The following is a 24,977-nucleotide window of genomic DNA, read 5'->3' on the forward strand; positions in this document are numbered from 1 at the left end:
CCGCCTGACAGAGCAAGCCCATGCGCATTCAGCTGGACTTTGGCGCCGTGCTGGCGGAGTGGCCCCTGCTACTCACCGGCATTGGCTGGACCTTGGCACTCACGGCCGCAGCCGTGCTGGTGGGCACGGCACTGGGCATTGCCTGCGCTTGGGTGCGTGCACGCGGCTTTGGTGCGGAGCTGGCGCCGCGCTGGCTGCAAGCGGTGGTGGGCGGCTATGTGGAGCTGATCCGCAACACGCCCTTCATCGTGCAACTGTTCTTCATCTTCTTTGGCCTGCCGGCCGCCGGCTTCAAGCTGTCGGCAGAGACGGCCTCCTTCATCGCCATGGTGATCAACCTCGGGGCCTATGCCACCGAGATCATCCGCGCCGGGCTGGAGGCTACGCCCAAAGGACAAATCGAAGCCGCGGTGAGCCTGGCACTGACGCGGCTGCAAACCTTTACCCGCGTGGTGCTACCCCCTGCGCTCAAGAAGATTTGGCCCAGCCTGGTGAGCCAAATCGTCATCGTGATGCTGGGTTCTTCGGTGTGCGGGCAAATTTCCACCCAGGAACTGAGCTACGCGGCGGACCTGATCCAAAGCAACAACTTCCGCTCGTTCGAGGCCTTCATCGTGGTCGGCGCGCTGTACCTGCTGCTGTCCTTCGCGGTGCGCCACCTGCTCAACTGGGCCGGCGCCACCTTTTTGTTCGGGAGGCGCTAGGCCATGGTTGATTTTTCCCTCTGGGACATTGTTCGCAACCTGCTGCTGGCCCTGCGCTGGACGGTGGGCCTGTCGCTGATTGCCTTCATCGGCGGTGGGCTGGTGGGCTTGCTGCTGCTTATGTTGCGGCTGAGCAAGCTGCCCGGTGCCGGTGTGTTTGTGAGCGCTTATGTGCAGCTATTCCAGGGCGTGCCGCTGTTGGTGCAGCTGTTTTTGGCCTACTACGGGCTGGGCCTGTTTGGCATCAACACCTCGCCCTGGGTGGCGGCAGGCATGGGGCTCACGCTGTATGCCAGCGCCTTCCTGACCGAAATCTGGCGCGGCTGTGTCGCGGCCATTCCGCGTGGCCAGTGGGAGGCCTCGCAAAGCCTGGCGCTCAACTTTGCAGAGCAGCTGCGCTACGTCATCCTGCCGCAGGCCTTCAAGATTGCCGTGGCGCCCACCGTGGGCTTTCTGGTGCAGGTCATCAAGGGCACGGCACTGGCTTCGGTCATCGGTTTCATGGAGCTGACCAAGGTGGGCAAGACCATTGCCAACGCCACCTACAGCCCGTTTCTTGTGTTCAGCTGCGTGGCCGTTTTGTACTTTGTGCTGTGCTACCCCGTGAGTCTGTACGCCAAATCCCTGGAGAGGAAGTTGCATGCCCCCCGTTGACACCGGCGCCACCGTGGCGCCCATTGTGGACATCCGCGCGCTGCGTAAATCGTATGGCAGCAACGAGGTGCTCAAAGGCATTGATCTGCAGATTGCCCCGGGCGAGGTGATCGCCATCATCGGCAAAAGCGGCTCGGGCAAAAGCACGCTGCTGCGCTGTATCAACGGACTCGAAGAGTTCCAGAGCGGCGAGCTGACCGTAGACAGCAAACCGCTGCTGCACAACAACGCCGCTGCCATGCGTGCACTGCGCCAGCGTGTGGGCATGATTTTTCAAGGCTTCAACCTGTTCCCGCACCTCACCGTGGGCAAGAACATCATGCTGGCCCCCAGCCTGGTCAAGGCCAAAGACGCGCAAGCCGGTGAAGCCCATGCCCGCGCCCTTCTGGCGCGCGTGGGCCTGGCTGAGAAGTTTGACGCCTTTGCCGACCAGCTCTCGGGCGGGCAACAGCAGCGCGTGGCGATTGCGCGTGCGCTGGCCATGGAGCCCGCCGTATTGCTGTGTGACGAGATCACCAGTGCGCTAGACCCCGAGCTGGTGGGCGAGGTGCTGCGCGTGGTGGAAGGCCTGGCACAAGACGGCATGACACTCTTGATGGTGACGCACGAGATGAGCTTTGCGCGCCGGGTGTCCAACCGCGTGATCTTCATGCACCAGGGCCGTGTGCACGAGATGGGGCCACCCGCCGACCTCTTCGGCAAGCCGCAAACGCCCGAGCTGCAGCAGTTTTTGTCGTCCCTGCACGACTGAGCCACGCGGGCGCTGCGGCGTCTTCGATAATCGGGGCATGAGTGAACCCGTGACCCTGATTCCGCTGGACACCGTCAGCGGCGCCCCGCTAACCCCACCCGCCTCCCGGCCTACCGCCAAATTCATGTTCAAGCACCTGGCGCATGTACTGGCGCTGGGCTTTGGCTCGGGCCTGTCACGCATTGCACCCGGCACCTCGGGCACGCTGTGGGCCTGGGCAGCCTTTGTAGCGCTGCAGCCATGGCTGGGCGATGCTGGCTGGGCTTGGCTGATTGGCGGCGGCGCCCTGGCGGGCTGGTGGGCCAGCACGGTCACCGCGCGCAATCTGGGTGTGCTGGACCCGAGCAATGTGGTTGTCGACGAAGTCATTGCCTTTTGGCTGGTGCTGTGGCTGGTCACCCCCACATCGCTAGTGGGTCAGGTCATGGCCTTTGGCTTGTTCCGCTTTTTTGATGCCGTGAAGCCTGGCCCGGTGGGCTGGGCTGATGCACTGTTCCACCACGTCGATCCGCAGACCGACCGCCACGCCTGGACCAAGGCCGGCTTTGGGATCATGCTGGACGACCTGGTGGCCGCGGGCTGCACCGTACTGGTGATCGCGCTGTGGAGGTTTATTTGAACGCCGCCAAATCACTATCAAATCAGGAGCTGCTCGCGCAACACCCATGCGGCCTAGTGGCCGATTTGATGCTCAAACACCAGTGGATGTTGGCCACGGCCGAAAGCTGCACCGGCGGCCTGATCGCCGGCGCCTGCACCGACCTGGCCGGGTCCAGTGTCTGGTTTGAGCGTGGTTTTGTCACCTACTCCAACGCCGCCAAGACCGAGATGTTGGGGGTGGACGCCGCACTGATTGCCACCCAGGGCGCCGTGAGCGAGCTCGTGGTGCGCGCCATGGTGCAAGGCGCCCTGCAACACTCCAAAGCCCAGGTAGCAGTGGCCGTGACCGGCGTGGCCGGCCCCACCGGCGGCAGCGCCGAGAAACCGGTAGGTACTGTGTGGTTTGGCTGGGCCACGCCCACCGGTCTGCACAGCGAGGTGCAGCAATTTGCGGGCGACCGCGCAGCGGTGCGCAGCGCAACCGTGCACCATGCCCTGCGCCAATTGGCCGTCCTGTTGAAGTAGTTGCCCCGTTTTGCGGCAGGCCTAACGCGCGCGCGGGTTGAGGCTGCAACCGGGCAAGTGGAGCAATTCCGCGTACTCGTGCGAGCCTTGCAAGATCCGCAAACCCTGGTTAAACGCCCGCATACGCGCCGCACTCTGCGGCAACTTGTCACTGAGCATCAGGTGGGTGGTGAACTGGCGGGTCAGTAGACGCGGGTGGGCGCGCAGTTGCGCAGCCTCGGCCGGCACCAGATGGGCGCCCATGAGGTAGCAGGCCACATTCCGTTCAATGGGCACCACATCCAGCCGCCCGGCCAACAACAGGCGCAAATTGGCCAGGTCGTCACCAGCAAATGCCACGCTCAAGGTACCAGCAGTCTGCAGACGCCAAAACTCGGGGGTGTAGGTGTAGGACTGCACGGCCCCCACGCGCAAGCCAGCCAGGTCCGGCAGAGTTTTCCAGTCAAAGGCTTTGGCAGCGGGATTGTCACGGTACACAAAGACCCACTGTTCGGTCAGCACGTTGTCGCTGATCAGGAAACCCTTGTCGCGCTGCGGATTGCGGCCCCAGTAAGCGGTGCCATCCCACTGGCCTGCCCGAGCCTCTTCGAGCGAGCGGGTCCAGGGTTTGAAGGTGTACTGCACTTCAAAACCTGCATAGGCAAAGGCCCTGCGCACAATATCCAAGGCAATACCCTGGTCGGGCCGCGAAGCGGTGGCATAGGGTGGAAGCTCCCCGGTGGCCAAGCGCAAGGGCATGACCAAAGGGTCTGGCGCACGTGCCGCTGCTGACTGCCCTTGCGCCAGAGCAGAGCCCCAGCTGACAGCCACCAAACAAGCACCACCGACTACAAAGCGCCAATCCATGCCAACGACCTGATTGTTGATGGGAGACGTTCCATCATAGGCGCAACAACGGCAGAGCACATGGCCCCAAACACCATAACCCCGAGGACACCCCAGGCACGCAAACTGGTTTACGCTGATAGCCTCACTCGTCGCCCTTAAAACCCATGCCGCCTGCCTCCGCCTCCGAATCTCCGCCCTGGTTTGAGGCGTTCGAAGCCCGCACCTGGGACGTCAATGGCACCCGAATCCACGCCCGTGTCACGCGCACACCCCCAGCGGATCGCCCGGTCTTGCTGCTGCTCCACGGGTTTCCGCAAAGCCATGTACTGTGGCACCGCGTGGCCCGGGCTCTGCAAAGCGATTTTTATCTGGTGATGCCCGATTTGCGCGGCTACGGCGAATCCGCCAAACACGCCGGCCTGCCCGACCACAGCAATTACAGCAAACGGACCATGGCACAGGACATCGTGGCACTGATGGACGCGCTGGACGTGGCGCAGTTCCATGTGTGCGGCCATGACCGTGGTGGCCGGGTGGCCCACCGGCTGGCGGTGGACCATCCCTCGCGCGTCCTGTCGCTTTGCGTCATTGATATTGCCCCCACGCTGGACATGTACGCCACCACTAACTTTGCATTCGCCCAAGCCTATTACCACTGGTTCCACCTGACCCAACCCAGCCCCTTGCCGGAGACCATGATTGGCGGCAACCCACTGGCGTATCTGCATGCCAAGCTGGGGGGATGGGGGTACGGCGGCGTAGGCTACATCGAGCCCGCGGCCATCGCAGCGTACGAGCGCTGTTTTGTCGCCGAAGGCACCATCCACGCCATGTGTGAGGATTACCGGGCCAGTGCCTCCATCGACCTCGAGCATGACCGCGCCAGCCGGGCACTGCCAGACGGGCAAGGAAAGATACGCTGCGACACCCTGGTGCTGTGGGGTGAACGCGGTGTGGTGAACCGCCTGTTCGATCCTCTGGCGTTGTGGCAGGCGCAATGCGCTGCCGATGTGACAGGCGTGCGCATGCCTGCGGGCCACTTCATTCCTGAAGAATTGCCACAGGACACAGCCACACTGTTGCGGGATTGGGTGTCGCGTCACCCCGCGGGTGCGGGCGCCTAATATGGATACGCCACAGAACACCGGCATTCCCCAGGGCGGCTTGGCCGTGGTGGTGGGCGCACACGGGGGCATCGGCCGAGCCTTGCTACACACCTTGGAGGCTGACGCTCGGTTTGCGCAGGTGCTGGGCCTGGGTCGCCAGAGCCAACCGGCACTGGACTTGCTGGATGAGCGCAGCATAGAACACTGCGCCCAAACCGTGAAGGCCAGCGGCCTTCCCTTGCGCCTGCTGGTGGATGCCACGGGCTACTTGCACGGAAACGGCCACCAGCCGGAGAAGAGCTGGCAACAACTCGACCCCACCCACATGGCGCACCACTTTGCCATCAATGCGATTGGGCCAGCCTTGCTGATGAAGCACTTCTTGCCCCTGCTCGCCCGGGACGGGAAATCGGTGTTCGCCACACTATCCGCCAAGGTGGGAAGCATCGGGGACAACCAGTTGGGCGGCTGGTACAGCTACCGTGCTAGTAAGGCAGCCCTCAACCAGCTGGTGCACACCGCCGCCATTGAATTGCGGCGCAAAAACACCCACGCCCTGTGTGTGGCCCTGCACCCTGGCACGGTAGCCACCTCTCTCACAGCGCCCTTTGCCAAAACGGGCTTGGATGTGAAAACACCGGACGAAGCAGCACGGCGTTTGCTGCACGTCATGGAAACCTTAAACGACGCGCAATCCGGTGGTTTTTTCCACCACGATGGGACGCCCTTGCCTTGGTGACGGACATACGGGCACTAGTAGAATCCCTATGGGCTTTTCGGGAGGAGAGCCCTTTACCCATCTCTTTTCAAATCAGAATCATGAAAAAACTACTGATCGCATCGGCCATCGTCGCCACCTTTGTTACACCCCAAGCGTTTGCACAAGCCAAGAATTTTGAAGGCTTTAGCGTTGGCTTGAATATCAACGCAAACTCCAGCGACACAGACATCACTAACGCCGGTGGCTTTGTCAAGGCAACCGGCCAGACATCCACCAACGCTTCGGTGCAAGCCCAATACAACTTGGCTCTGGGCAGCTCGTTTGTTCTCGGTCTCGGTGGCGCATTCGAAATGGGCGACGCTGACCTTGGCAGCTCCGGCACAACTTTCTCTGGCAAGCGCAAAAGTGCCTACTCTGTGTACATCGCCCCCGGCATTGCATTGGATGACAGCTGGCTGATCTACGGCAAAGTAGCGAGCATCGCGGCAAAATTTGAAACAACTGGCGCCGCTATTTTCACTGGCAAAACAGACGCTACCGGCATTGGTTACGGCATTGGCTTCCAGAAGCTGCTGAACAAAAATGTCTACCTGCAAGCTGAATTCATGCAGAACAAGTACAACGATCAAACGATCGTGACAACTCTGACTACCCAGGCCAAAGCAGAAGCACGTGCCTTTTCCTTTGGCGTCGGCTACAAGTTCTAAACCTGTAGTTCTGCAATAGCAAAAAAGCCCGCATCGCTGCGGGCTTTTTTATTGCTCAGCCGCCGTCAGGCGCCATGGCACTTCTTGTATTTTTTGCCGCTGCCGCAGTGACAAGGGTCGTTGCGACCGGGTTCGGCTTCCTTGCGCACGGTCTCCACGCGGGGGCCAAAGCTGCTCCAGAGTTCGCGCAGGTCGTAGACCGCCCACACGGCATCGGCAAAGTCGTTGATGCGCTGTTCGCTCACGCTGGGCGGGCCGTCATCTTCAAACACCGAAATAGTGGGCTCGTCCGTGTCGTCTTCGGTCAAGGCCACGATGGATTGCAGGGCGGCATCCAGCCACTTCTCGGCCTCTTTGTCGCGGGGCGCAGCCCATTCCTCGGGCCAGGTCTCCACCGCAAACATGAACCCCAAGGCCCACACTTGGGCAAATGAGGGTAGCTCTTGGTCGGCCATCGCGGCGCGGTCTTCTTCGGGCAAGACGGCTACTGCGCCGCGCACGTCCATCACTTCGGGGTGGTAGGCCGTTTCGTCGTCCAGGCTCTTCACCTCGACCTTCAGGCTGCGCACCACGTCATTCCAGCGGCGTGTCCACAGCTGCACAAACTGCTCCGCCTGCTCCACGCTCGCAAACCCGCCCGCATCGCCAGGCACCGGATATTCCAGATCCAATAGCGCGGGGAAAGACTCTGAGGGGGCAATCGGGCGGCGGCATACGGCCAGCGCGGCCATAAAACCTTCACAAAACTCCCATTGCGGGGTTTCGTCGTTGCGGGTGCGCAGATCGTCCAGGATGGTGTCCAGCGCGTCAAAGTCGTCGGGGCTCAGGGTATCTACCGGGGCGGCATCGGTGGCCGCAGGTGTGAGGTTTGGCATAAGCTGTGCAATAAGAGGGCAGGTTGGTATTGTCCCTCCGAAGAAAGGCTTTTCATGCTCCACACGCTCAATTCGATTTTCCCCGTCCGCTACACCGCCATGGGGCTGTGCGTGTTTGGCCTGCTGCTGAGTATTTTCAGCCTCTTGGCGCTGGGCGCAGGCTTGGGGGCCTTTCTGCTGTTTGGCCTGTTGGTAGGCGTGGGCGTCTATGACTTGCGCCAGAGCAAGCGCTCCATCCTGCGCAACTACCCCATCATTGGGCATATGCGCTTCATGCTGGAGTTTGTACGCCCCGAGATTCGCCAGTACTTCATCGAGAGTGACAACGAGGCCACCCCCTTCTCGCGCGCCCAACGGTCACTGGTGTACCAGCGCGCCAAGGGCGAGCCTGACAAACGCCCGTTTGGCACCCAACTTGACGTGCACGCAGAGGGCTACGAATGGATGAACCACTCCGTGGCGCCCACGAAGCTGGTCTCGCATGACTTCCGTATCACCATTGGGGCGGACACGGCCCAGCCTTACAGCGCCAGCGTATTCAACATCTCGGCCATGAGTTTTGGTGCACTGAGCGCCAACGCCATCCTCGCGCTCAATGCAGGCGCCAAGCGCGGTGGTTTTGCCCACGACACGGGCGAAGGCTCCATCTCGGCCCACCACCGTGTGCATGGGGGCGATCTGATCTGGGAAGTGGCTTCTGGCTACTTTGGTTGCCGCAATGAGGATGGCAGCTTCAACGCCGACAAGTTCTCGGCGAACGCCCAGGATCCACAGGTCAAGATGATTGAACTCAAACTCAGCCAGGGCGCCAAACCGGGCCACGGCGGCATGTTGCCCGGCCCCAAAGTCACCCCAGAGATTGCCGAGGCACGCGGCATCCCGGTGGGCGTGGACTGCATATCACCGGCCTCCCACAGCGCGTTCTCCACGCCAGTAGAAATGATGCAGTTCATCGCCAAACTGCGCGAACTCTCGGGTGGCAAACCCACCGGTTTCAAACTCTGCATTGGTCACCCCTGGGAGTGGTTTGCCATGGTCAAGGCGATGTTGGAAACCGGTATCACGCCCGATTTCATTGTGGTGGACGGAGCGGAGGGCGGCACTGGCGCGGCGCCACTGGAGTTCACCGACCACGTGGGCTCGCCGCTGCAGGAGGGCCTGCTACTGGTGCACAACACCTTGCGCGGTGCTGGCCTGCGGGAGCGCGTCAAAGTGGGCTGCGCGGGCAAAGTCGTCAGTGCGTTTGACATTGCAAGGCTCATGGCCTTGGGTGCCGACTGGTGCAACAGCGCACGCGGCTTCATGTTTGCACTGGGCTGCATCCAGGCGCAACACTGCCACACCGGCCACTGCCCCACCGGCGTCACCACCCAAGATCCGCTGCGCCAGCAGTCGCTGGTAGTACCCGACAAGGCCGAACGCGTGTACAACTTCCACCAGCAAACCCTGCACGCGTTGCAGGAACTGGTGCAGGCGGCAGGTGTGAACCACCCAAGCGACATCACCGCGCACCACATCGTGCGCCGCTCCACCGACCACAAGGTGAAGTCCCTCGCGCAGCTGATCCTGACGCAACTACCCAACCGTGCACTTATCGACCAAGAACTCAACACCCTGCCCCTGATCTACCGGCACAGCTGGCCGCGCGCCAATGCGAATTCATTTGCGCCGGATTTCACTTGATTTATCCCGCTTTTGCTTTTTGGAACTTGGGAGTAAAGTGGCTTGTATACAACTTGATGGAGAAACCCCATGATAGGAACCAACCTGCGTATCGGCGCAAGACTCGGCCTGGCTTTCGGGGTAGTTTTGTTGATTACCGGGCTAATGGCCATGACCGGAATGTGGCGTCTTGGCTCACTCAAGGGAGCCGTGCACAACTTGTCCAATGTCGAGGTCGAACGCTCATCCCTCACCCAGAAATGGGTAGAAAACATCCGTATCAACTGGGTGCGTACGGCGGCGGCACTACATGCATCCAGCACAGAACGTGTGAGTGCTCTTCAAAAAGAGATGGATGAAACCTCCAAAGTCATCAGCGGCTTGCAAAAGCAACTTGAGCCCATGATCACCGATGACAAAGGCAAGGCCTTGTTTGGTGAGATTGGCAAGACACGGGAAGCCTATCGGGGACCACGCGCAGATTTGCTGAAAAAGAAACTGGCGGGTGAAGACGTCACAGCCGCGGTGGATGCCACCTTGTTGCCCCTTGCAACTGCCTATCTCAAGTCGCTGGACGTGCTGATAGACCACATGGAGGACCAGCTCAAGGCAGGTGTCGCCCAGACAGAGGCAGTGGCACTCAGCGGCCAGTGGATTCTTGGCATTGGCGCCGCCCTCTCGGCCGCCATCGGTCTGATCTTTGCCGTACTGTCTACACGTTCCATCACGCGGCCCATCCAGCAGGCCGTGGAGTCAGCCCAAGCCATTAGCCAGGGCGACTTGAGCATCCGTATCCAGCCTCAAGGCCGGGATGAAACAGCCGACATGATGCGTGCGCTGCGCGACATGCGCGACAACCTGGCGCGCATGGTCGGCGGTGTGCGCAGCAGTGCAGAAGGTGTTTCCACGGCGAGCGCGGAAATCGCGCAGGGGAATAACGACCTGTCTGCCCGCACGGAGCAGCAGGCCAGTGCCTTGCAGGAAACCGCAGCTTCAATGACTGAACTGAGCTCCACCGTACGGCAAAACGCAGACAGTGCATCCCAGGCCAACCAGTTGGCCATGACGGCTTCGAGCGTGGCCATCCGGGGTGGCGAAGTGGTGAGCCAAGTCGTTGAAACCATGAAAGGCATCAACGAGGCCTCCAGCAAGATTGCCGACATCATCAGCGTGATCGACGGCATTGCCTTCCAAACCAATATCTTGGCCCTGAATGCGGCCGTAGAAGCCGCGCGCGCCGGTGAGCAGGGCCGCGGATTTGCCGTGGTGGCCAGCGAGGTGCGGGCCTTGGCGGGGCGTAGCGCCGAAGCGGCCAAGGAAATCAAGGCGCTGATCGGTACCAGCGTCACGCGCGTCGAACAGGGCACCGCACTGGTCGACCAGGCAGGCAGCACGATGACCGAAGTGGTCGGAGCCATCCGCCGCGTCACCGACATCGTAGGAGAGATCAGCGCTGCCAGCGGCGAACAGGCGTCTGGCGTGACCCAAGTGGGCCATGCTGTGGACCAGATGGACCAGGCCACCCAACAAAACGCGGCCCTGGTGGAAGAAATGGCCGCGGCCGCCAGCAGCCTGCGCACCCAGGCGCATGCTTTGGTGGAGGTGATGGCGGTGTTCAAACTGTCTCCCGAACACGCGGCCAATAACAATACCTTGGCACTCTCGGCCTGAGGATGGTTTGCCCACTTCCCTGCAAACACGGCCGTCGCCAGTAACCGCCCTCGCACGTCAGCCCTGGATGCGTTGGGTTTGCTGGTTGGTCGTGTGCTGTGCGTTCGCCCCTGCTCGAGCAGCAGATTTGCCACGCGTCCACATGATTGCGTCTTACCACGCAGGCATGGCTTGGAGCGACGCACAGATTGCGGGTGTCCGGGAACAGTTACAGGCCCTCACGCCACCGGTCGAGTTGCAACTGGACTTTCTGGACACCAAACGCGTCCAACCCAGCGCACGCTACTACCAACTCACCGAAGACCTGCTATTGGCCAAGTACGGCCAACGCGCACCGTCGGTGCTGATTACCGCCGACGATGACGCGCTGGACTTTGCCCTGCGCCTGCGTGACAAACACTATCCCGGTACTCCGATCCTGTTTTCCGGTGTATCCAGCAGCCGACGTGCAGCCCTGCAGCAAGCGCAACCAGTGGGAGGGGTGTTTGACGACTTGGATGTGGGCGAAAGCCTGCAACAAATGCTGCGCATTCGCCCGCAAACCCGACGGGTGGTAGTGATCCACGACCAAAGTCGGACCAGCCTTGCACAGGTGGAAACCCTGCACGGTCGTATGGCTGCCAGTCCCGGTGCCACTATCGAGTACTTGACCAATCTGTCGGTTGCTGCGGTGCAGCGGCGGCTGGGGCAGCTCAGTGCCAACGACCTGGTGTTCGCCCTGCCCTTCAACCGCGACGCAGAAGGCCGGGTGTTGACCCATGAGGAAGCCACAGACCTCTGGACTGCGGCCGCCATGGCACCCGTGGCAGTGACACGCGATGTGGCCATGCGCCCCGGCGTGCTGGGCGGCTTTCTCGTCTCCGGGTTTGAACAAGGTCAGACCGTGGGCCGCTTGGCGGTGCAAGTACTCATGGGCAACGCACCAACACCCCTGCCTTTTGCAGAAGGCAGTTCGCACGCCACCTTCGACTACCCGCAGATGCTGCGCTGGAATGTGGACCTGGGCCGCTTGCCAGCGACCGCCACGGTGCTGGAACGCCCCAAAGATGCCATGGAGTCTCTGCGCCCGCACCTGCCTTGGCTCAGCGTGTTGTTTGGCAGCATGCTGGTCATCATTGGCCTGCTGCTGTATGGCATCCGGGTGCGCCATGCGGCAGAAGCAGCGCAGCGTCTGAGTGCCCGCAACTACCAGGCACTGTTTGACCACAGCCCGGATGCCATCATGGTCCGTGACGGGGGCAGCGGTTTGATTGTGCAAATCAATACTCGCTTTTGCCAGTTGTTTGGCTACCAACCTGAAGAGGTCGGCCAACTGCGGCCGATCGACCTGAGCGCGCCGGAGCCCGGCTACGGAGCAGAGGAAGCGCAAGCATGGATTGAAAAAACTCGCCGCGAGGGTGCGCAATTTCTCGAATGGCGTTCGCGACGCAAAGACGGTACCGTGTTTTGGTCCGAAATTTCCATGACCCGGTTCGAGATGGCTCAGGGCCAACGCACGGTATCCACCGTCCGCGACATCACCGACCGCAAACAGGCTGAAGTGATGGCCAAGGAGTTTGAACACAGCCTGCAGCAGGTGTACCAAAACTTGCCGGTGGCCGTCTTTGCGATCAACGCCCAGCACCAGATCACCTTCTGGAACCCCCATATGACCCGCCTGACAGGGGTCCATGCCGATGCCGTGGTTGGCACGACCGATACCTGGCGCGGCATCTACCCCAGCCCGCGCCCTTGCCTGCTTGATGTTCTGGTGGATGGCGCACAGCCCGCAGCATTGGAGCGCTATTACGGACATAAATTGCGCGAAAGCCCCATCATTCCGGGCGCGCTGGAGGGTGAGGACTATTTCGCCAATATGGAGCGGAACCGTGGCATGTGGATACGCTACTGTGCCGCCCCCTTGCGCGACGCACAAGGCCGGATCACCGGTGCCATCCAAACCCTGATCGACGTCACACGCCTCAAGCGCACCCAAACCACGCTCGAAGAGCTCAACCGCGACCTGGAAGTGCGTGTGCAGACCCGCAACGCGGAACTCCAGCACGCCATGGGCCAGTTGGTGCAGTCAGAGAAGCTTGCGGCCTTGGGCAGCCTGGTAGCAGGAGTCGCCCATGAACTCAACACGCCGATTGGCAATGTGATGGCGGTAGCCACCACATTGACCGATGAAGTGGCTACATTCAGCCAGAAATTGCTCTCTGGGAATGCCCGCCGCTCCGACGTTGAGAAGGCAACCACACGCCTGCAGGAAGCCAGCGCGCTGATTGAGCGCAATGCCACCAGGGCAGCCAAACTGATCAACGACTTCAAGGAGGTAGCGGTCGATCAAAGCAGCACCCGCAGGCGCCATTTTGTGCTGTTGGAGGTAGTCAATGAAGTGCTCACCACCACGCGGCCCCTGTTTAAAAACTCGCCCCATGCGGTGACGCTGGACATCCCTCTGGACGTGGCTTTGGACAGCTACCCCGGCCCCTTGGAGCAAGTGCTGACGAATTTTCTGACCAATAGCCTCAACCATGGTTTTGAAGGACGGGCTCAAGGCAACATCCACATTCACGCGCGGCAAGAGGGGGACAACGTTGTGCTGGAGTACTCCGACAACGGCTGCGGTATTGCGGCAGCCAACCTGCAACATCTGTTTGAGCCGTTTTACACCACAAAACTAGGACGTGGTGGAAGCGGCCTGGGGCTGTACATCGTCTACAACCTGGTCAGCAATGTGCTGGGCGGCAGCATTGCGGCCGACAGCACAGTGGGCATCGGCACACGTTTTGTGCTGAACGTACCCATTCAGGCACCTACCCACAGCGCCCCCGCACCTTTGTGAATATCGCTATCTATTCGATAGCTGCTCGCGCACACGCACCAAGGACTAGAAGCCGTTTTGCCATACAAAGCACGGCCTGATCCTTACTCAGCACCAGGCAGCGCTGGGCAACAGCTAGGTCGATGAACTTCTGGTCATCCGGGTCCTTGCAGGTCACGCTGGCTTTGGGCGCCACGTCCACGGTCTGCACCTGGGCATCGCGCGCGGCCAGCACCTGACCGGCATTCAGGCCATAGTAGGCCAGCCGTTTGACGATCTGCGGGTAGGCCAGCACGCGCTCCAGCTCGTCGCGCATGGGGACTGTGGCAATCCACTGCAGGCGGCCGCTGTTCAGGGCTTCGCGCAGCGGCGCGGTGGCGGCATCGTCAAAGACCAGCAGGTCCAGCACGATGTTGGTGTCCAGGATGATCTGGCCCACCCCACCGGCAACAGCCTCAGTCATTGGGCTCTTGCGCTGCAGCACCCTTGGTCAGGCGCCCCTTGACCATGTCGAACTTGAACAGGCGGCACTCCAGCGGACCGTTCCACATGGGCACGCGGCGCGATTCTTTGAGGCGCATCTTGCTCGGTAATTTCAGATCCGGCGTAAGCACCCACGCAGTCCAACCGCTGTAGTTTTTCTTCCAGTGGCTGGCCAGTTGGTTGAAGAAGTCCACCCCCTCGTCGGTCTGCGCCACGTCGCGCGCACCAAAGCGGGCGCCCTCGCCTTCTCCGGCCACGCCGCCAATGCCAATGCGCTCGCCATAGGGCGGGTTCAGCACCATCACGCCGCCACCCTCAATCGGGGGCATGCGCTGCAGCGCGTCGCCACCGCGGAACTCGATCACGTCGGCCACACCCGCTCGCTGGGCGTTGCGCTGGGCAAAGTCCACCATGCGGTGGGACACATCGCTGCCGTAAATCAGCGCGGCCTGACCAGGCTCGGGCTTGACCACATTGGCAGCAGCCTCGGCCTTCATGTCGGCCCATTCCTGGCTGCGGAAGGGGCGGTATTTCTCAAATGCAAAGCGGCGCAGGGAACCGGCCGCAATGTTGCAGGCAATCTGCGCGGCCTCAATCGCCACGGTGCCGCTGCCGCAGCAAGGGTCGTACAGCGGCATCAGGTCCTCGTCGCCCGACGCCCAGCCGCTGGCGGCAATCATGGCAGCAGCCAGGGTTTCTTTCAGCGGGGCATCGCCCTTGTCTTCGCGCCAGCCGCGCTTGAACAGCGGCTCGCCCGAGGTGTCGATGTAGAGCGAGCAGCTGTCGGTGGTCAGGTGGGCGTAAATGCGCACATCGGGCCACTGGGTGTTCACGTCGGGGCGCACGCCGTTGGCCACTTCGCGGAAGCGGTCGCACACGGCGTCCTTCACTTTCAGCGCGGCAAAGTTCAGCGAGGTCAACGGGCTGTGCTGGGCAGTCACCTCGACCTTGATGCTCTCGCGCGGTGTGAACCACTGCTCCCACGGCACCTGCAGGCCGGCACGGTACAGGTCCTGTTCGCTGCGGTACTCGGTGTACGACACCAGCACCAGCACGCGCTGGGCCAGGCGGCTGTACAGGTTGAGCAACATGGCGTGCGCAAACGAGGTGCGCACGGCCACGCCGCCGCGCTGCTTGGTCACGCAGCCAGGGGGCAGGCCGGTGATTTGCAAAATCTCCGGCGCCAGGTACTCCTCCACGCCCGCGGCGCAGGGGAGAAAAAGGGTCAGTTGGTTCATAACGCTTTGCGAAGGGAGGCGGGGGCGATCTTCAGGCCCTCGCGGTATTTGGCCACGGTGCGCCGGGCGCATTCGATGCCCTGCTCCTTGAGCATGTCGGAAATCTGGTTGTCGCTCAAGGGCTTCTTGCTGCTCTCGGAGGCAATGAACTGCTTGATGAGCGCGCGCACGGCGGTGCTGGACGCGTTGCCGCCGCTCTCGGTGCCCAGGCCCGAGCCAAAGAAGTACTTGAGCTCGAAGGTGCCAAACGGCGTGGCCATGTACTTGGCCGTGGTCACGCGGCTGATGGTGGACTCGTGCAGGCCCAGCTCATCGGCAATCTCGCGCAGCACCAGCGGGCGCATGGCCAGCTCGCCGTGGGTGAAGAAGTTTTTCTGCCGCTCCACGATAGCCGTGCTCACGCGCAAGATGGTGTCAAAACGCTGCTGGATGTTCTTGATGAACCAGCGCGCTTCTTGGAGGCGCTGCTGCAACGCGGCGTGGCCGGCACCGTCACGCCCCCCACGGTGGTTGCGCAGCACGTTGGCATAAATGTCGTGTACCTTGAGGCGCGGCATCACTTCGGGGTTGAGCTGCACGCGAAACTTCGGAATGCCACCAACCTTGCCAATCGCCACCACCAGCACGTCGGGCACGATGATGTTGCGCTCCACATCGACAAACCGGCGGCCCGGCTTGGGCTCCAGCCGCGCGATCAGCGCAATGGCTTCGCGCACCAGCGCGTCGCTGCCCACGCCCATTTGCACCAGGCGCTTGATGTCGCGCCGCGCCAGCAGGTCCATGGGCTTGCCACAAATGCCCAGCGCCACCTGAAGCACCTCGGTCTTGTCATCCTCGCCGTCCTCCTCGGCAAGGATCAGCAAATGGCGCACTTGCAGGCGCAGGCATTCGCCCAGGTCGCGCGCGCCCACGCCCACGGGTTCCAGGCTGTGCAGCAGGCCAAGCGCCACGGTGAAGTGGTGCACCAGGTCTTGCAGCTGCTCCTCGTCGCCAGGGTTCAGGCTGCGTGCCAGTTCTTCCAGCGGGTCTTCCAGATAGCCGTCGTCGTTGAGCGACTCAATCAGAAAGCGCAGCGCGGCAGCATCGGTGGCACTGGTGCGCAGGCTCAGGGCCTGGCGGTGCAAAAAGGCCTGTAGCGATTCGGCGGAACGCGCCAGCTCGGTGGCATCCTTCTCTTCGTCGTCGCCCAGGTTGTTGGCCTTGGCTTTCGCGTCCACGCCCCATTCGCCGTCGTCCGCCGTCATTTCGGTGGTGCCGTCGCCTTCCCAGTTGGGCTCGTCGCTGCTGCTCAGCGGCGTGGCTTCATCATCGTTTGCGCTGCTAGCGCTTGTGGAGCTTGCGTAGTCAGCTACAGAATTAGGAGCATACTCTGCTTCGCTGCTCTCCGACAGGCGATCTCCCTCGCTAACGGTGGCATCCACGGTGTTCAGCCCAAAGTCCTCGCGCTCGGCCCGGTCCTCGGTCAGCTCCAGAAACGGATTTTCGTCCAGCATCTGCTCCACCTCCTGGCTCAGCTCCAGCGTGGAGAGCTGCAACAGACGGATGGACTGCTGCAGCTGGGGCGTGAGCGCCAGGTGTTGGGAAACGCGTAAAGACAGCCCCTGTTTCATCACATCTTGAAGTGCTCGCCCAAGTACACACGGCGTACATCGGCGTTGTTCACGATCTCGGAAGGGGTGCCTTGTGCCAACACATGGCCGTCGCTGATGATGTAGGCGTGGTCGCAGATGCCCAGGGTTTCGCGTACGTTGTGGTCGGTGATGAGCACCCCAATGCCACGGCCCTTGAGGAAATTGATGATGCGCTGGATCTCGATCACCGCAATCGGGTCAATACCTGCAAAGGGCTCGTCCAGCAGGATGAAACGCGGCCGCGTGGCCAGGGCCCGGGCGATCTCCACACGGCGGCGCTCACCGCCCGACAGGGCCAGCGAGGGTGACTCGCGCAGGTGTTCCACACGCAGGTCTTGCAGCAAGGCGGTGAGGCGCGTTTCAATCTCAGCCGATTTAAGGGGTTCGCCGGCCTCGTCACGTTGCAGCTCCAGCACGGCGCGCACGTTGTCTTCGACATTCAGCTTGCGGAATATCGAGGCCTCTTGCGGCAGATAACCCAGCCCCAGGCGCGCACGGCGGTGGATGGGCATGTGTTCGATGGACTGGCCGTCGATGGTGATGTCGCCCGCGCTGGCACGCAGCAGACCCACGATCATGTAGAACGAGGTGGTCTTGCCAGCGCCGTTGGGACCCAAGAGGCCCACCACTTCACCGGTGCGCACGGCCAGCGATACATCCTTGACCACCTGGCGTTTGCCGTAGGACTTTTGCAAATGCCGGGCTTCCAGCCGCCCGGTGCTGGTGTCCGCGGCTTCTTGGGTGGGCGCGCTCACTGGGCGGCTTTCTCAAGTTGTGGCGTGGCACGCAATGCAGGACTGGGCTGGGGTACTGCGGGCACAGGCGTATCGGGTTTGGGCGTCAGCATGGCACGCACGCGGCCTGCTGGTGCACTCGCACTCTTGGGTGCGCCGTCCACGGTGAAGCGGTCACTCAGGTTCTCGTAGAGGATGCTGGCGCCGGTCACCTCGTCGGCCAGCGTGGCACCGCGAAAGCGGCGCAGCTGGGCTTTTTTGATGAAACGCACGGTATCGGCCCGGCCGTCGTATTCGATGGTTTCGCCATCACCTTCAATGAATTCGTCGAGCCCGTCGCGCTTCTGGCGGAAAAACGCAGGGGTCGCGGCAGAACCGGTGACGACACCAAACTGGTAGCCATCAGGGTCTTGGCGCACTTCCAGCTGGGCGCCGCGAATGGTGATACTGCCCTTGGTCAGCACCACGTTACCCGTAAAGACGCTCACCTGCTTCAGGTCGTCATAACGCAGGGCATCGGCCTCCACGTTCATGGGCTTGTTGCGATCGGCTTTTTCGGCCCACGCGTGGCCCGCCACGCTGGCCATCACCAGCCACAAAGACACCGACAAAAGGGGTTTTTTCATAAAGGCACGAAACTTGCTCGAAAAGCGCTTCGGCCATTGTACCGAGCGCTCAGCGCATTTCGTGCCTTGGCGGGTTTAGCCGTCCGCGTTAATTTTGTTGATCAGCGCCTGCAAGACGTCCGCAGCGCGCTCGTTCTCCACCTGACAGGTGCCTGCATTGGCATGTCCACCGCCGCCATAACTCAGCATCAACTCGCCCACATTGGTGTTGGAGCTGCGGTTGGTAATGGACTTGCCAGTAGCAAACACAGTGTTTTGCTTTTGCAGGCCCCACAACACGTGGATGGAGATATTGGTTTGCGGGAACAGCGCGTAGACCATGAAGCGGTTGACCGCAAAGATGGTGTCTTCGTTGCGCAGGTCCAGCACCAGCAAATTGCCATGCACAGTAGAACAGCGCAGCAGTTGCTCCTTGGCCTTGGCCGCGTGCTCAAAATACAGCTCCACGCGCTCCACCACATCAGGCAGTTGCAGGATCTCGTCAATGCCGTGGTTACGGCAATACTGGATCAGGTCCATCATCAACTGGTAATTGCTGACTCGGAACTCCCGGAAGCGGCCCAGGCCGGTGCGCGAGTCCATCAGGTAGTTCAGCAACACCCAGCCCGTGGGGTTCATGATTTCGTCATGGCTGAACCGGGCTGAATCGCCCTTGTCCACCGCTTCCATCATGTCGTGGAAGCGTGCCGGAAAGCGGCTGGCGCCGCCGTAGTGGTCAAACACCACGCGCGCAGCTGAATCCGCGTTGGGCAGGATGATGTGGTTGGGGCGCTCACCGGTGTTGCGCACCGTTTCGGATTCGTGGTGGTCAAACGCCAAGTGCACCCCAGGCACATATGGCAGGTTGGTGGTGATGTCACGGTCAGACACCTCCACCTTGCCATCTTGCATGTCTTTGGGGTGAACAAACTTGATGTCGTCGATCAGGTCCATCTCATTGAGCAGGACCGCACACACCAAGCCATCAAAGTCGCTGCGGGTGACAAGCCGGAATTTTGGGTGCGCCATGGGAACAGTCTCCACAAAGGTTGAATGGGTGCCAAACCATTCTAGCCCCGCACTTTGTGGGCTTGCGCCATTCTTGGCGGAAAAAACCGAAGGCTTAGCGACCCGCGCGAACGTCGGCTACGAGCACATCCACCACTTGCAGGGCACGCTGCATATTGCCGGCCATGGAGCCATCCGTGTAGTAGCGCCCGGCCACACCCAGTGCCGGCACGCCCTCGACCTTGTAGGCATTTTGGAGCTGCGTGGCCTTGGTGACCTTGGTCACCACGGTGAACGAGTTGTACTGCTGCACAAACTTGGCTTTGTCCACGCCTTGTTGTGCTACCCACTCCAGAATCGCCTCGCCGCTGGCAAGGTTCTTCTTCTCCACGTGGATGGCCGCAAACACCTTGGCGTGTAATTTCTCGACCAGGCCCATGGCTTCCAAGGTGAAATACAAGCGCTGTTGCGGCGCAAAACTGTCTTGGAAGGCCACCGGAACTCGGCGGAGCACAACGTCTTTGGGCAGCTTACCGATCCAGGCCTGCAGCGTGGGCTCAAACGCATTGCAATGCGGGCAGTTGTACCAAAAGAACTCCACCACCTCAATCTTGCCAGCACCTGCCTCGACGGGCGCACGAGGATCCAAGACCTGGTATTCGGTGCCAGCCTTGGGCTTGCTGGCTTGGGCCTGGGCGGAACCAGCCCACAAGGTCGCCGTAGCAAGGGCTGCGCTGGTACTGATCTGCGTGAATTCGCGTCGTTTCATGTCCATCTCACTGTGTAAATAGGCTGGTGGGACAGGGCTCCACCCGGGAAAGTTCCTTTTCGGCCAGCGCTTAGCGCTGCACACGGACCAAGGCGGTCTCCATGCCGGCCTTGTCCATCTTCTCCTTGGCTTTGTCAGCCTCGTCCTTCTTGTCAAAGGGCCCCACACGCACCCGGAACACCGGACGGCCCGACTGTTCACGCTCGGAAATCTTGGTCTCGATGCCGCTCAAGGACAGCTTGGCACGGTGGCTCTCAGCATCCTCCGCCTTCTGGAAGGCTCCCACCTGCACAAAGTAGACAAACGCATCAGCGTCTGCCGGCGCAGCGGTTTTGGCTTTGGCAAGATCTCCCAAAGGATCTGCCGACACGGCAGGCTTGACCTCACCCTTGGCATCCGGTTTGGCCGCCTTGGCATCGGATTTGGCCTCTACCTTGCTTTCGACTTTGGCCTCCACCTTGCCTTTGGCCGACGACGCCGCAGAGGCTGGCACAGTGGCCGGCGGTACCGCAGGCGCCGGGTTCTTGCCATACAGAATGGCATTGGGGTCCCAGTTTTTGTTCTTCTGGGCTTCGGCCTCGTTCTGATCGGCACTTCGGCTCTGGCTCTTGTTCATGAAGGGCACAGGCACTTTGGTGACATAGACCGCCACGGCCAGGGCTGCGCCCAGGCCCACCACCACGCCCACAATGAAACCCACAATGGTTCCGCCGCGTTCAAACTTCATGTGCTGCTTTCTCAATTCATCAGTAGGGGGCAGATCACATGGATACCCAAGTGGTCTGGCATCCAAGTCTCACATTTTTTGCGGAGCGCTCACACCCAACACCGCCAAGCCATTGTGCAGCACCTGCGCAGTGGCTGCGACCAATGCCAGGCGGGCCAGCTTCACGGCTTCTTCGTCCACCAAGATGCGCTCGGCATCGTAGTAACTGTGGTAACTGGCAGCCAGTTCGCGCAGGTAGAAGGTCACATCGTGCGGTGCTTCATCTTCAGTGGCAGCCCTCAGCATCTCGGGGAACTTGGCCAACAACAGCATCAAAGCCTGCGCTTGCGGACTCTCCAAAGCAGACAGGTCCACGCCCTTCAAGCTGACCACATCACCACCCCAGCTCGCCAACACCGAGCAAATGCGCGCGTGGGCGTATTGCACGTAGTAGACCGGGTTGTCATTGTTCTTGGCCACGGCCAAGTCCACATCAAAGGTGTACTCGGTGTCGGGCTTGCGGCTCAGCAGGAAGAAGCGCACGGCGTCCTTGCTGGTCCACTCGATCAGGTCGCGCAAGGTCACATAGCTGCCCGCTCGCTTGCTGATCTTGACCTCTTCGCCACCCTTGACCACACGCACCATGGTGTGCAGTACGTAGTCGGGGTAGCCTTGGGGAATGCCCACATCGGCCGCTTGCAAGCCAGCGCGCACACGGGCGATGGTGCCATGGTGGTCGGTGCCCTGAATGTTGACGACCTTGGCAAAACCACGCTCCCATTTGGCGATGTGGTACGCCACATCCGGCACAAAGTAGGTGTAGCTGCCATCCTTCTTGCGCATGACACGGTCTTTGTCGTCGCCATAGTCCGTGCTCTTGAGCCACAGTGCGCCGTCTTGCTCGTACGTCTTGCCGTTGGCGACCAGCTTGTTCACTGCCGCTTCCACGCGCCCGCTGGTGTACAGGCTGGACTCCAGGTAGTACTGGTCAAAGTGGAGGTTGAAGGCCTGCAAATCCTTGTCCTGCTCATTGCGCAGGTAGGCCACGGCGAACTGGCGGATGTTGTCGTAATCGTCCACATCGCCATTGGCTGTGAATTCGCGGTCATCGGCCTTGATCGTTGCCTTGGCTTTGAACGCTTCGGCAATGTCGGCAATGTAGTCCCCGTTGTAAAAGGCCTTGCTTTCCGGGTTGTCCGGGTCAGTCGGCCAGCAGCTATCGCCGGGCTTGAAGCCCTTGGCACGCAACTGGGTGCTCTTGGTCAGGGTGTCAATCTGCACGCCCGCATCGTTGTAATAGAACTCGCGGTGCACCTTGTAGCCTTGGCTGGCAAACAGGTTGCTGATGGCGTCGCCCAGCGCAGCCTGGCGGCCGTGGCCCACGTGCAAGGGGCCGGTCGGGTTGGCGGACACAAACTCCACCAGGACTGGCTTGCCACTCTCCGGCTGGTAACCAAAGCGCGCGCCCTGACCCAGCACCTCACGCACCACTGCTTGTTTGGCTGCAGGCTTGAGACGGATGTTGATAAAGCCGGGGCCCGCAATATCAATGTCTTGCACCCACTGCGCATAGACGGGCGTTGCCAACAGGTCAGCGCGCAGGGTCTCGGCCAGCTGGCGGGGGTTCATCTTCAGGGGTTTGGCCAGCTGCATGGCCGCGGTAGTCGCGAAATCGCCATGCGCTGCCACCTTGGGGGATTCAAAAGCGGCCTTGGCACCTGCGCCGGGGGAGAGTTTTTCCAGGCAAGCGGCCAGCGCCTGCAGGAGATCGTGTTTGACGGTGAGCATCGGGCGATTTTACGGGTGCCCCGGGAAAGCCCGGGGAATGGCCGTCAACGGACACGCGCACTTTTCGTTATATGCTTGTTACAGCTAGGGTTTTTTCTGCAACGGCGGCTGAGCTGCCATCTTTTTGATAGGACTTCTGATGAAACAACTGGTCTCCCTCCTGGCATTGGGTCTGGCTCTGGCAGTTGGCGGTGCACACGCCGCTGAAGACAAAGCCCCCACCGCCCAGCAGAACAAGATGAAAACCTGCAATGCCGACGCCAAAACCAAGGACCTCAAGGGCGACGAGCGCAAAAAGTTCATGAGCGAGTGCCTGAGCGCCAAGCCTGCAGCCGCCGCAGCGGACGCCGGCACCAGCCAGCAAAGCAAGATGAAGACCTGCAACGCGGACGCGAAGACCAAAGATCTCAAGGGCGACGAGCGCAAGAAATTCATGAGCGAGTGCCTGAGCGCCAAATAAGCGCCGCCTCCGCCCTGTCAAGCCCGCCGCGTTGCGGGCTTTTTTACGCCATTTCGACTGGCACGAGGCGCTGCCCAAAAACTTTGGCGGGCTCGGGCCGGGCAAACCAGTAGCCCTGCCCCTGCTCGCAGCCCAGGGCACGGAGCGCATCGCGGATACGTTCCTCCTCAATGCCCTCGGCATGCGAAACAAGGCGCAAGCCCTTGGCCATTTGCACAATGGCAGCCACCATGGCGTGTTGCGGTTCGCTGTCGAGCATGCCTTTCACAAACGACTGGTCAATTTTGAGCTTGTGCACGGCAAAGCGCTGCAGGTACCCGAGGTTGGAATAGCCGGTGCCAAAGTCGTCAATCGCGATGGACACCCCTAAGGCCTTGAGGCGCTGCAACGAAACCACAAAGCGCTCGGTATCCTCGATCAGGGTGGACTCGGTGATTTCCAGCTCCAGGCAGTGCCCGGGCAGGCCCGAACGGCGCAGGGCCTCTTCCACCACCTGCTCCACATTGCCGCGGCGAAACTGCACCGGCGACAAATTGACCGCCAATACCAGCGGCGCCCCGGCGCGCTGCCATTGCGCTGCCTGCTGGCAGGCCTGCAACAGCACCCATTCGCCCATTTCCACAATCACACCAGCCTTCTCGGCAGCGGCAATAAAGTGCCCCGGCATCAGCAAGCCCTGCTCAGGGTGTTGCCAGCGAATCAGGGCCTCCGCGCCCACCAAGCCACCGGTGTGCAGGTCAAACACCGGCTGGTAATGCAGCACAAACTCTTCGCGCGCCAAAGCAATGCGCAAACTCGCCACAAGCTGCAGGTTGTGCTGCAAATCGGCCTGCATGCCAGCATCAAAAAACCGGAACGCATTGCGGCCCGACTCTTTGGCCCGGTACATCGCCACGTCGGCCTGGCGCATGAGCGTTTCGTAGTCGCCCCCGTCGTCGGGGAACAGGGCAATACCAATCGAGCACGAAGTCGACACTTCGGTGTCCCTGAGCGTAAAAGGCTCCTCCATACGGGCCAATAGGCCAGCGGCTACCCGCGCCACATCGTCCGCCTGGCCGGCCTCGCTCAGACCAATGACAAACTCATCGCCGCCATGGCGCGCCACCACATCGGCCTTGCGCAGCGTCTGGTTCAAGCGGGCTGCCACTTGCTTGAGAAAGTCGTCGCCTGCCGCATGGCCCAGGGAATCGTTGATGACCTTGAAGTTGTCCAGATCCACGAACAAGACCGCCACACGCCGGTCCTGGCGGCGTGCCATCGCAAGCGCTCGCTCCAGCCGCTCACGGCCCAGGCTGCGGTTGGCCAGGCCCGTCAATCCATCGTGTTGCGAGAGGTAGGTGAGCTGCTCCTGGGACTCCCGGTAGCGAAGGATTTGCAGCTGCAGGCTGGCCAGCGCTTTTTGCAGGTCGCTCAAAACCAGCCAAATGGCCAGCCCGCTGACAACCAGAATCGTCAGTACGTCCCGCAGCTGCTCTAGCGGAGGGCTCACATACCCGGTGCTGCGCCAGTGCAGCACCTCGGTGGCCACAGTCAGAAACACCAGATACGCCACCATGCTGCCCAGCAGTAAAAAAAACACGCGGGTCGGCACAAGCAAACCCGCCATGATCAGCAGGGCCGGAAACGATAGCAAGGCCACGTCCTTGATGCCCTCGCTCACCCAGGTGAGCGCGCACACCACACTGGTCAACGAAAAGAGGAAGAGGAGGTTGGCGATGTCGGTGCGGCCCCGATGGCTCAACCACAGGCACCAAAGCATGAGGCCCATGCCCGGGAGCAGAAGCCACACGATGGACCAGTTGCGGTCCAGCACGTAGCTTGTGGTGGCTACCGACAGACCCGCAAACACCAGCCCGGAAATCTGCCGCAAGCGCCGCGCGCGCAAGTGTGCAATCGAATCGGGGTCCTGTGCGGCAGGCTCGTTCATGGAAGCGGGGCTCCAAGC

24 protein-coding genes are annotated in these 24,977 nt (G+C 61.4%); 12 read left to right on the forward strand and 12 right to left on the reverse strand.

Features of this window, described 5'->3' with window-relative positions; genetic code table 11:
* The first annotated feature begins 20 nt into the window (after positions 1-20).
* The 5 genes from U5O12_RS19410 to U5O12_RS19430 all read left to right on the forward strand — a co-directional run bounded on the left by U5O12_RS19410 (position 21) and on the right by U5O12_RS19430 (position 3,234).
* Entirely contained in the window at positions 21-704 is a 684-nt protein-coding gene (locus U5O12_RS19410) for an amino acid ABC transporter permease (RefSeq protein WP_322580231.1), read from the forward strand.
* A 3-nt stretch (positions 705-707) separates the two neighbouring features.
* Positions 708-1,358, forward strand: coding sequence for an amino acid ABC transporter permease (locus U5O12_RS19415; RefSeq protein WP_322580232.1), 651 nt, complete (start codon positions 708-710; stop codon positions 1,356-1,358).
* A complete protein-coding gene (locus U5O12_RS19420; protein WP_322580233.1) occupies positions 1,345-2,109 on the forward strand; it encodes an amino acid ABC transporter ATP-binding protein in 765 nt (254 codons plus the stop codon). Before U5O12_RS19415 ends, U5O12_RS19420 begins: the two co-directional genes overlap by 14 nt.
* 37 nt (positions 2,110-2,146) lie before the next feature.
* On the forward strand, positions 2,147-2,728 hold the full coding sequence (locus U5O12_RS19425) for a phosphatidylglycerophosphatase A (RefSeq protein WP_322580234.1): 582 nt from the start codon (positions 2,147-2,149) through the stop codon (positions 2,726-2,728).
* A 68-nt stretch (positions 2,729-2,796) separates the two neighbouring features.
* Positions 2,797-3,234 (forward strand): CinA family protein, encoded by a 438-nt coding sequence (locus tag U5O12_RS19430; RefSeq protein ID WP_322580482.1) that lies wholly within the window; start codon positions 2,797-2,799, stop codon positions 3,232-3,234.
* Between the two features lie 21 nt (positions 3,235-3,255).
* On the opposite strand, the gene U5O12_RS19435 is transcribed toward U5O12_RS19430, so the two are convergent.
* The gene (locus U5O12_RS19435; protein ID WP_322580235.1) at positions 3,256-4,080 is read right to left on the reverse strand and encodes a substrate-binding periplasmic protein; all 825 of its coding nucleotides are present in this window, start codon (positions 4,078-4,080) and stop codon (positions 3,256-3,258) included.
* A gap of 146 nt (positions 4,081-4,226) precedes the next feature.
* Between U5O12_RS19435 and U5O12_RS19440 the strand changes: the two genes are divergently transcribed.
* The 3 genes from U5O12_RS19440 (at position 4,227) to U5O12_RS19450 (ending at position 6,596) form a co-directional block, all read left to right on the forward strand.
* Positions 4,227-5,186, forward strand: coding sequence for an alpha/beta hydrolase (locus U5O12_RS19440; protein WP_322580236.1), 960 nt, complete (start codon positions 4,227-4,229; stop codon positions 5,184-5,186).
* Between the two features lies 1 nt (position 5,187).
* A complete protein-coding gene (locus tag U5O12_RS19445) occupies positions 5,188-5,907 on the forward strand; it encodes an SDR family NAD(P)-dependent oxidoreductase (RefSeq protein ID WP_322580237.1) in 720 nt (239 codons plus the stop codon).
* A gap of 80 nt (positions 5,908-5,987) precedes the next feature.
* On the forward strand, positions 5,988-6,596 hold the full coding sequence (locus U5O12_RS19450) for an outer membrane protein (protein ID WP_322580238.1): 609 nt from the start codon (positions 5,988-5,990) through the stop codon (positions 6,594-6,596).
* Between the two features lie 65 nt (positions 6,597-6,661).
* On the opposite strand, the gene U5O12_RS19455 is transcribed toward U5O12_RS19450, so the two are convergent.
* Positions 6,662-7,471, reverse strand: a complete 810-nt coding sequence (locus U5O12_RS19455; protein ID WP_322580239.1) for a UPF0149 family protein — start codon at positions 7,469-7,471, stop codon at positions 6,662-6,664.
* Between the two features lie 54 nt (positions 7,472-7,525).
* Here U5O12_RS19455 and U5O12_RS19460 point away from each other — a divergent pair, with 54 nt between their 5' ends.
* From U5O12_RS19460 to U5O12_RS19470, 3 genes are all read left to right on the forward strand, one after another.
* On the forward strand, positions 7,526-9,154 hold the full coding sequence (locus U5O12_RS19460) for an FMN-binding glutamate synthase family protein (RefSeq protein WP_322580240.1): 1,629 nt from the start codon (positions 7,526-7,528) through the stop codon (positions 9,152-9,154).
* A gap of 69 nt (positions 9,155-9,223) precedes the next feature.
* Positions 9,224-10,804 carry a methyl-accepting chemotaxis protein gene (locus tag U5O12_RS19465; protein ID WP_322580241.1) on the forward strand — a complete coding sequence of 527 codons (1,581 nt, stop codon included), beginning with the start codon at positions 9,224-9,226 and terminating at the stop codon, positions 10,802-10,804.
* A 142-nt stretch (positions 10,805-10,946) separates the two neighbouring features.
* Positions 10,947-13,631 carry a PAS domain S-box protein gene (locus U5O12_RS19470; RefSeq protein WP_322580242.1) on the forward strand — a complete coding sequence of 895 codons (2,685 nt, stop codon included), beginning with the start codon at positions 10,947-10,949 and terminating at the stop codon, positions 13,629-13,631.
* Between the two features lie 10 nt (positions 13,632-13,641).
* Here the strand turns inward: U5O12_RS19470 and U5O12_RS19475 are convergent, their stop codons facing one another.
* The 9 genes from U5O12_RS19475 to argS form a co-directional block, all read right to left on the reverse strand.
* Complete coding sequence (locus U5O12_RS19475) at positions 13,642-14,073, reverse strand: putative toxin-antitoxin system toxin component, PIN family (RefSeq protein ID WP_322580243.1); 432 nt, start codon at positions 14,071-14,073, stop codon at positions 13,642-13,644.
* Positions 14,066-15,331, reverse strand: a complete 1,266-nt coding sequence (locus tag U5O12_RS19480; protein ID WP_322580244.1) for a class I SAM-dependent RNA methyltransferase — start codon at positions 15,329-15,331, stop codon at positions 14,066-14,068. The genes U5O12_RS19475 and U5O12_RS19480 overlap by 8 nt, the downstream gene beginning before the upstream one ends.
* Positions 15,328-16,941: an RNA polymerase factor sigma-54 gene (gene rpoN, locus U5O12_RS19485; protein ID WP_322580245.1), complete on the reverse strand. Its 1,614-nt coding sequence runs from the start codon at positions 16,939-16,941 to the stop codon at positions 15,328-15,330. The genes U5O12_RS19480 and rpoN overlap by 4 nt, the downstream gene beginning before the upstream one ends.
* A complete protein-coding gene (lptB, locus tag U5O12_RS19490) occupies positions 16,941-17,717 on the reverse strand; it encodes an LPS export ABC transporter ATP-binding protein (RefSeq protein ID WP_322580246.1) in 777 nt (258 codons plus the stop codon). Before lptB ends, rpoN begins: the two co-directional genes overlap by 1 nt.
* Positions 17,714-18,322, reverse strand: a complete 609-nt coding sequence (gene lptA, locus U5O12_RS19495; protein WP_322580247.1) for a lipopolysaccharide transport periplasmic protein LptA — start codon at positions 18,320-18,322, stop codon at positions 17,714-17,716. The genes lptB and lptA overlap by 4 nt, the downstream gene beginning before the upstream one ends.
* 75 nt (positions 18,323-18,397) lie before the next feature.
* Entirely contained in the window at positions 18,398-19,330 is a 933-nt protein-coding gene (locus U5O12_RS19500) for an exopolyphosphatase (protein WP_322580248.1), read from the reverse strand.
* A 94-nt stretch (positions 19,331-19,424) separates the two neighbouring features.
* Positions 19,425-20,078, reverse strand: coding sequence for a thiol:disulfide interchange protein DsbA/DsbL (locus tag U5O12_RS19505; protein ID WP_322580249.1), 654 nt, complete (start codon positions 20,076-20,078; stop codon positions 19,425-19,427).
* Between the two features lie 70 nt (positions 20,079-20,148).
* Positions 20,149-20,805 carry an SPOR domain-containing protein gene (locus U5O12_RS19510; RefSeq protein ID WP_322580250.1) on the reverse strand — a complete coding sequence of 219 codons (657 nt, stop codon included), beginning with the start codon at positions 20,803-20,805 and terminating at the stop codon, positions 20,149-20,151.
* Between the two features lie 69 nt (positions 20,806-20,874).
* Positions 20,875-22,572 carry an arginine--tRNA ligase gene (gene argS, locus U5O12_RS19515; protein ID WP_322580251.1) on the reverse strand — a complete coding sequence of 566 codons (1,698 nt, stop codon included), beginning with the start codon at positions 22,570-22,572 and terminating at the stop codon, positions 20,875-20,877.
* Positions 22,573-22,711: 139 nt separating this feature from the next.
* On the opposite strand from argS, the gene U5O12_RS19520 reads away from it, so the two are divergent.
* Entirely contained in the window at positions 22,712-23,032 is a 321-nt protein-coding gene (locus tag U5O12_RS19520; RefSeq protein ID WP_322580252.1) for a PsiF family protein, read from the forward strand.
* A gap of 43 nt (positions 23,033-23,075) precedes the next feature.
* Here the strand turns inward: U5O12_RS19520 and U5O12_RS19525 are convergent, their stop codons facing one another.
* The gene (locus U5O12_RS19525; RefSeq protein WP_322580253.1) at positions 23,076-24,959 is read right to left on the reverse strand and encodes a putative bifunctional diguanylate cyclase/phosphodiesterase; all 1,884 of its coding nucleotides are present in this window, start codon (positions 24,957-24,959) and stop codon (positions 23,076-23,078) included.
* Between the last annotated feature and the right edge of the window lie 18 nt (positions 24,960-24,977).

The organism is Rhodoferax sp. (genome assembly GCF_034519335.1).
In the GTDB taxonomy this organism is placed as follows: domain Bacteria; phylum Pseudomonadota; class Gammaproteobacteria; order Burkholderiales; family Burkholderiaceae_C; genus Allorhodoferax.

Excerpts from the sequence above, each read along its gene's own strand:
- U5O12_RS19410 (WP_322580231.1), top strand. The coding sequence starts at position 21 with ATGCGCATTCAGCTGGACTTTGGCGCCGTGCTGGCGGAGTGGCCCCTG.
- U5O12_RS19415 (WP_322580232.1), top strand. The coding sequence starts at position 708 with ATGGTTGATTTTTCCCTCTGGGACATTGTTCGCAACCTGCTGCTGGCC.
- U5O12_RS19420 (WP_322580233.1), top strand. The coding sequence starts at position 1,345 with ATGCCCCCCGTTGACACCGGCGCCACCGTGGCGCCCATTGTGGACATC.
- U5O12_RS19425 (WP_322580234.1), top strand. The coding sequence starts at position 2,147 with ATGAGTGAACCCGTGACCCTGATTCCGCTGGACACCGTCAGCGGCGCC.
- U5O12_RS19430 (WP_322580482.1), top strand. The coding sequence starts at position 2,797 with ATGCTCAAACACCAGTGGATGTTGGCCACGGCCGAAAGCTGCACCGGC.
- U5O12_RS19435 (WP_322580235.1), bottom strand. The coding sequence starts at position 4,080 with ATGGATTGGCGCTTTGTAGTCGGTGGTGCTTGTTTGGTGGCTGTCAGC.
- U5O12_RS19440 (WP_322580236.1), top strand. The coding sequence starts at position 4,227 with ATGCCGCCTGCCTCCGCCTCCGAATCTCCGCCCTGGTTTGAGGCGTTC.
- U5O12_RS19445 (WP_322580237.1), top strand. The coding sequence starts at position 5,188 with ATGGATACGCCACAGAACACCGGCATTCCCCAGGGCGGCTTGGCCGTG.
- U5O12_RS19450 (WP_322580238.1), top strand. The coding sequence starts at position 5,988 with ATGAAAAAACTACTGATCGCATCGGCCATCGTCGCCACCTTTGTTACA.
- U5O12_RS19455 (WP_322580239.1), bottom strand. The coding sequence starts at position 7,471 with ATGCCAAACCTCACACCTGCGGCCACCGATGCCGCCCCGGTAGATACC.
- U5O12_RS19460 (WP_322580240.1), top strand. The coding sequence starts at position 7,526 with ATGCTCCACACGCTCAATTCGATTTTCCCCGTCCGCTACACCGCCATG.
- U5O12_RS19465 (WP_322580241.1), top strand. The coding sequence starts at position 9,224 with ATGATAGGAACCAACCTGCGTATCGGCGCAAGACTCGGCCTGGCTTTC.
- U5O12_RS19470 (WP_322580242.1), top strand. The coding sequence starts at position 10,947 with ATGATTGCGTCTTACCACGCAGGCATGGCTTGGAGCGACGCACAGATT.
- U5O12_RS19475 (WP_322580243.1), bottom strand. The coding sequence starts at position 14,073 with ATGACTGAGGCTGTTGCCGGTGGGGTGGGCCAGATCATCCTGGACACC.
- U5O12_RS19480 (WP_322580244.1), bottom strand. The coding sequence starts at position 15,331 with ATGAACCAACTGACCCTTTTTCTCCCCTGCGCCGCGGGCGTGGAGGAG.
- rpoN (WP_322580245.1), bottom strand. The coding sequence starts at position 16,941 with ATGAAACAGGGGCTGTCTTTACGCGTTTCCCAACACCTGGCGCTCACG.
- lptA (WP_322580247.1), bottom strand. The coding sequence starts at position 18,322 with ATGAAAAAACCCCTTTTGTCGGTGTCTTTGTGGCTGGTGATGGCCAGC.
- U5O12_RS19500 (WP_322580248.1), bottom strand. The coding sequence starts at position 19,330 with ATGGCGCACCCAAAATTCCGGCTTGTCACCCGCAGCGACTTTGATGGC.
- U5O12_RS19505 (WP_322580249.1), bottom strand. The coding sequence starts at position 20,078 with ATGAAACGACGCGAATTCACGCAGATCAGTACCAGCGCAGCCCTTGCT.
- U5O12_RS19510 (WP_322580250.1), bottom strand. The coding sequence starts at position 20,805 with ATGAAGTTTGAACGCGGCGGAACCATTGTGGGTTTCATTGTGGGCGTG.
- argS (WP_322580251.1), bottom strand. The coding sequence starts at position 22,572 with ATGCTCACCGTCAAACACGATCTCCTGCAGGCGCTGGCCGCTTGCCTG.
- U5O12_RS19520 (WP_322580252.1), top strand. The coding sequence starts at position 22,712 with ATGAAACAACTGGTCTCCCTCCTGGCATTGGGTCTGGCTCTGGCAGTT.
- U5O12_RS19525 (WP_322580253.1), bottom strand. The coding sequence starts at position 24,959 with ATGAACGAGCCTGCCGCACAGGACCCCGATTCGATTGCACACTTGCGC.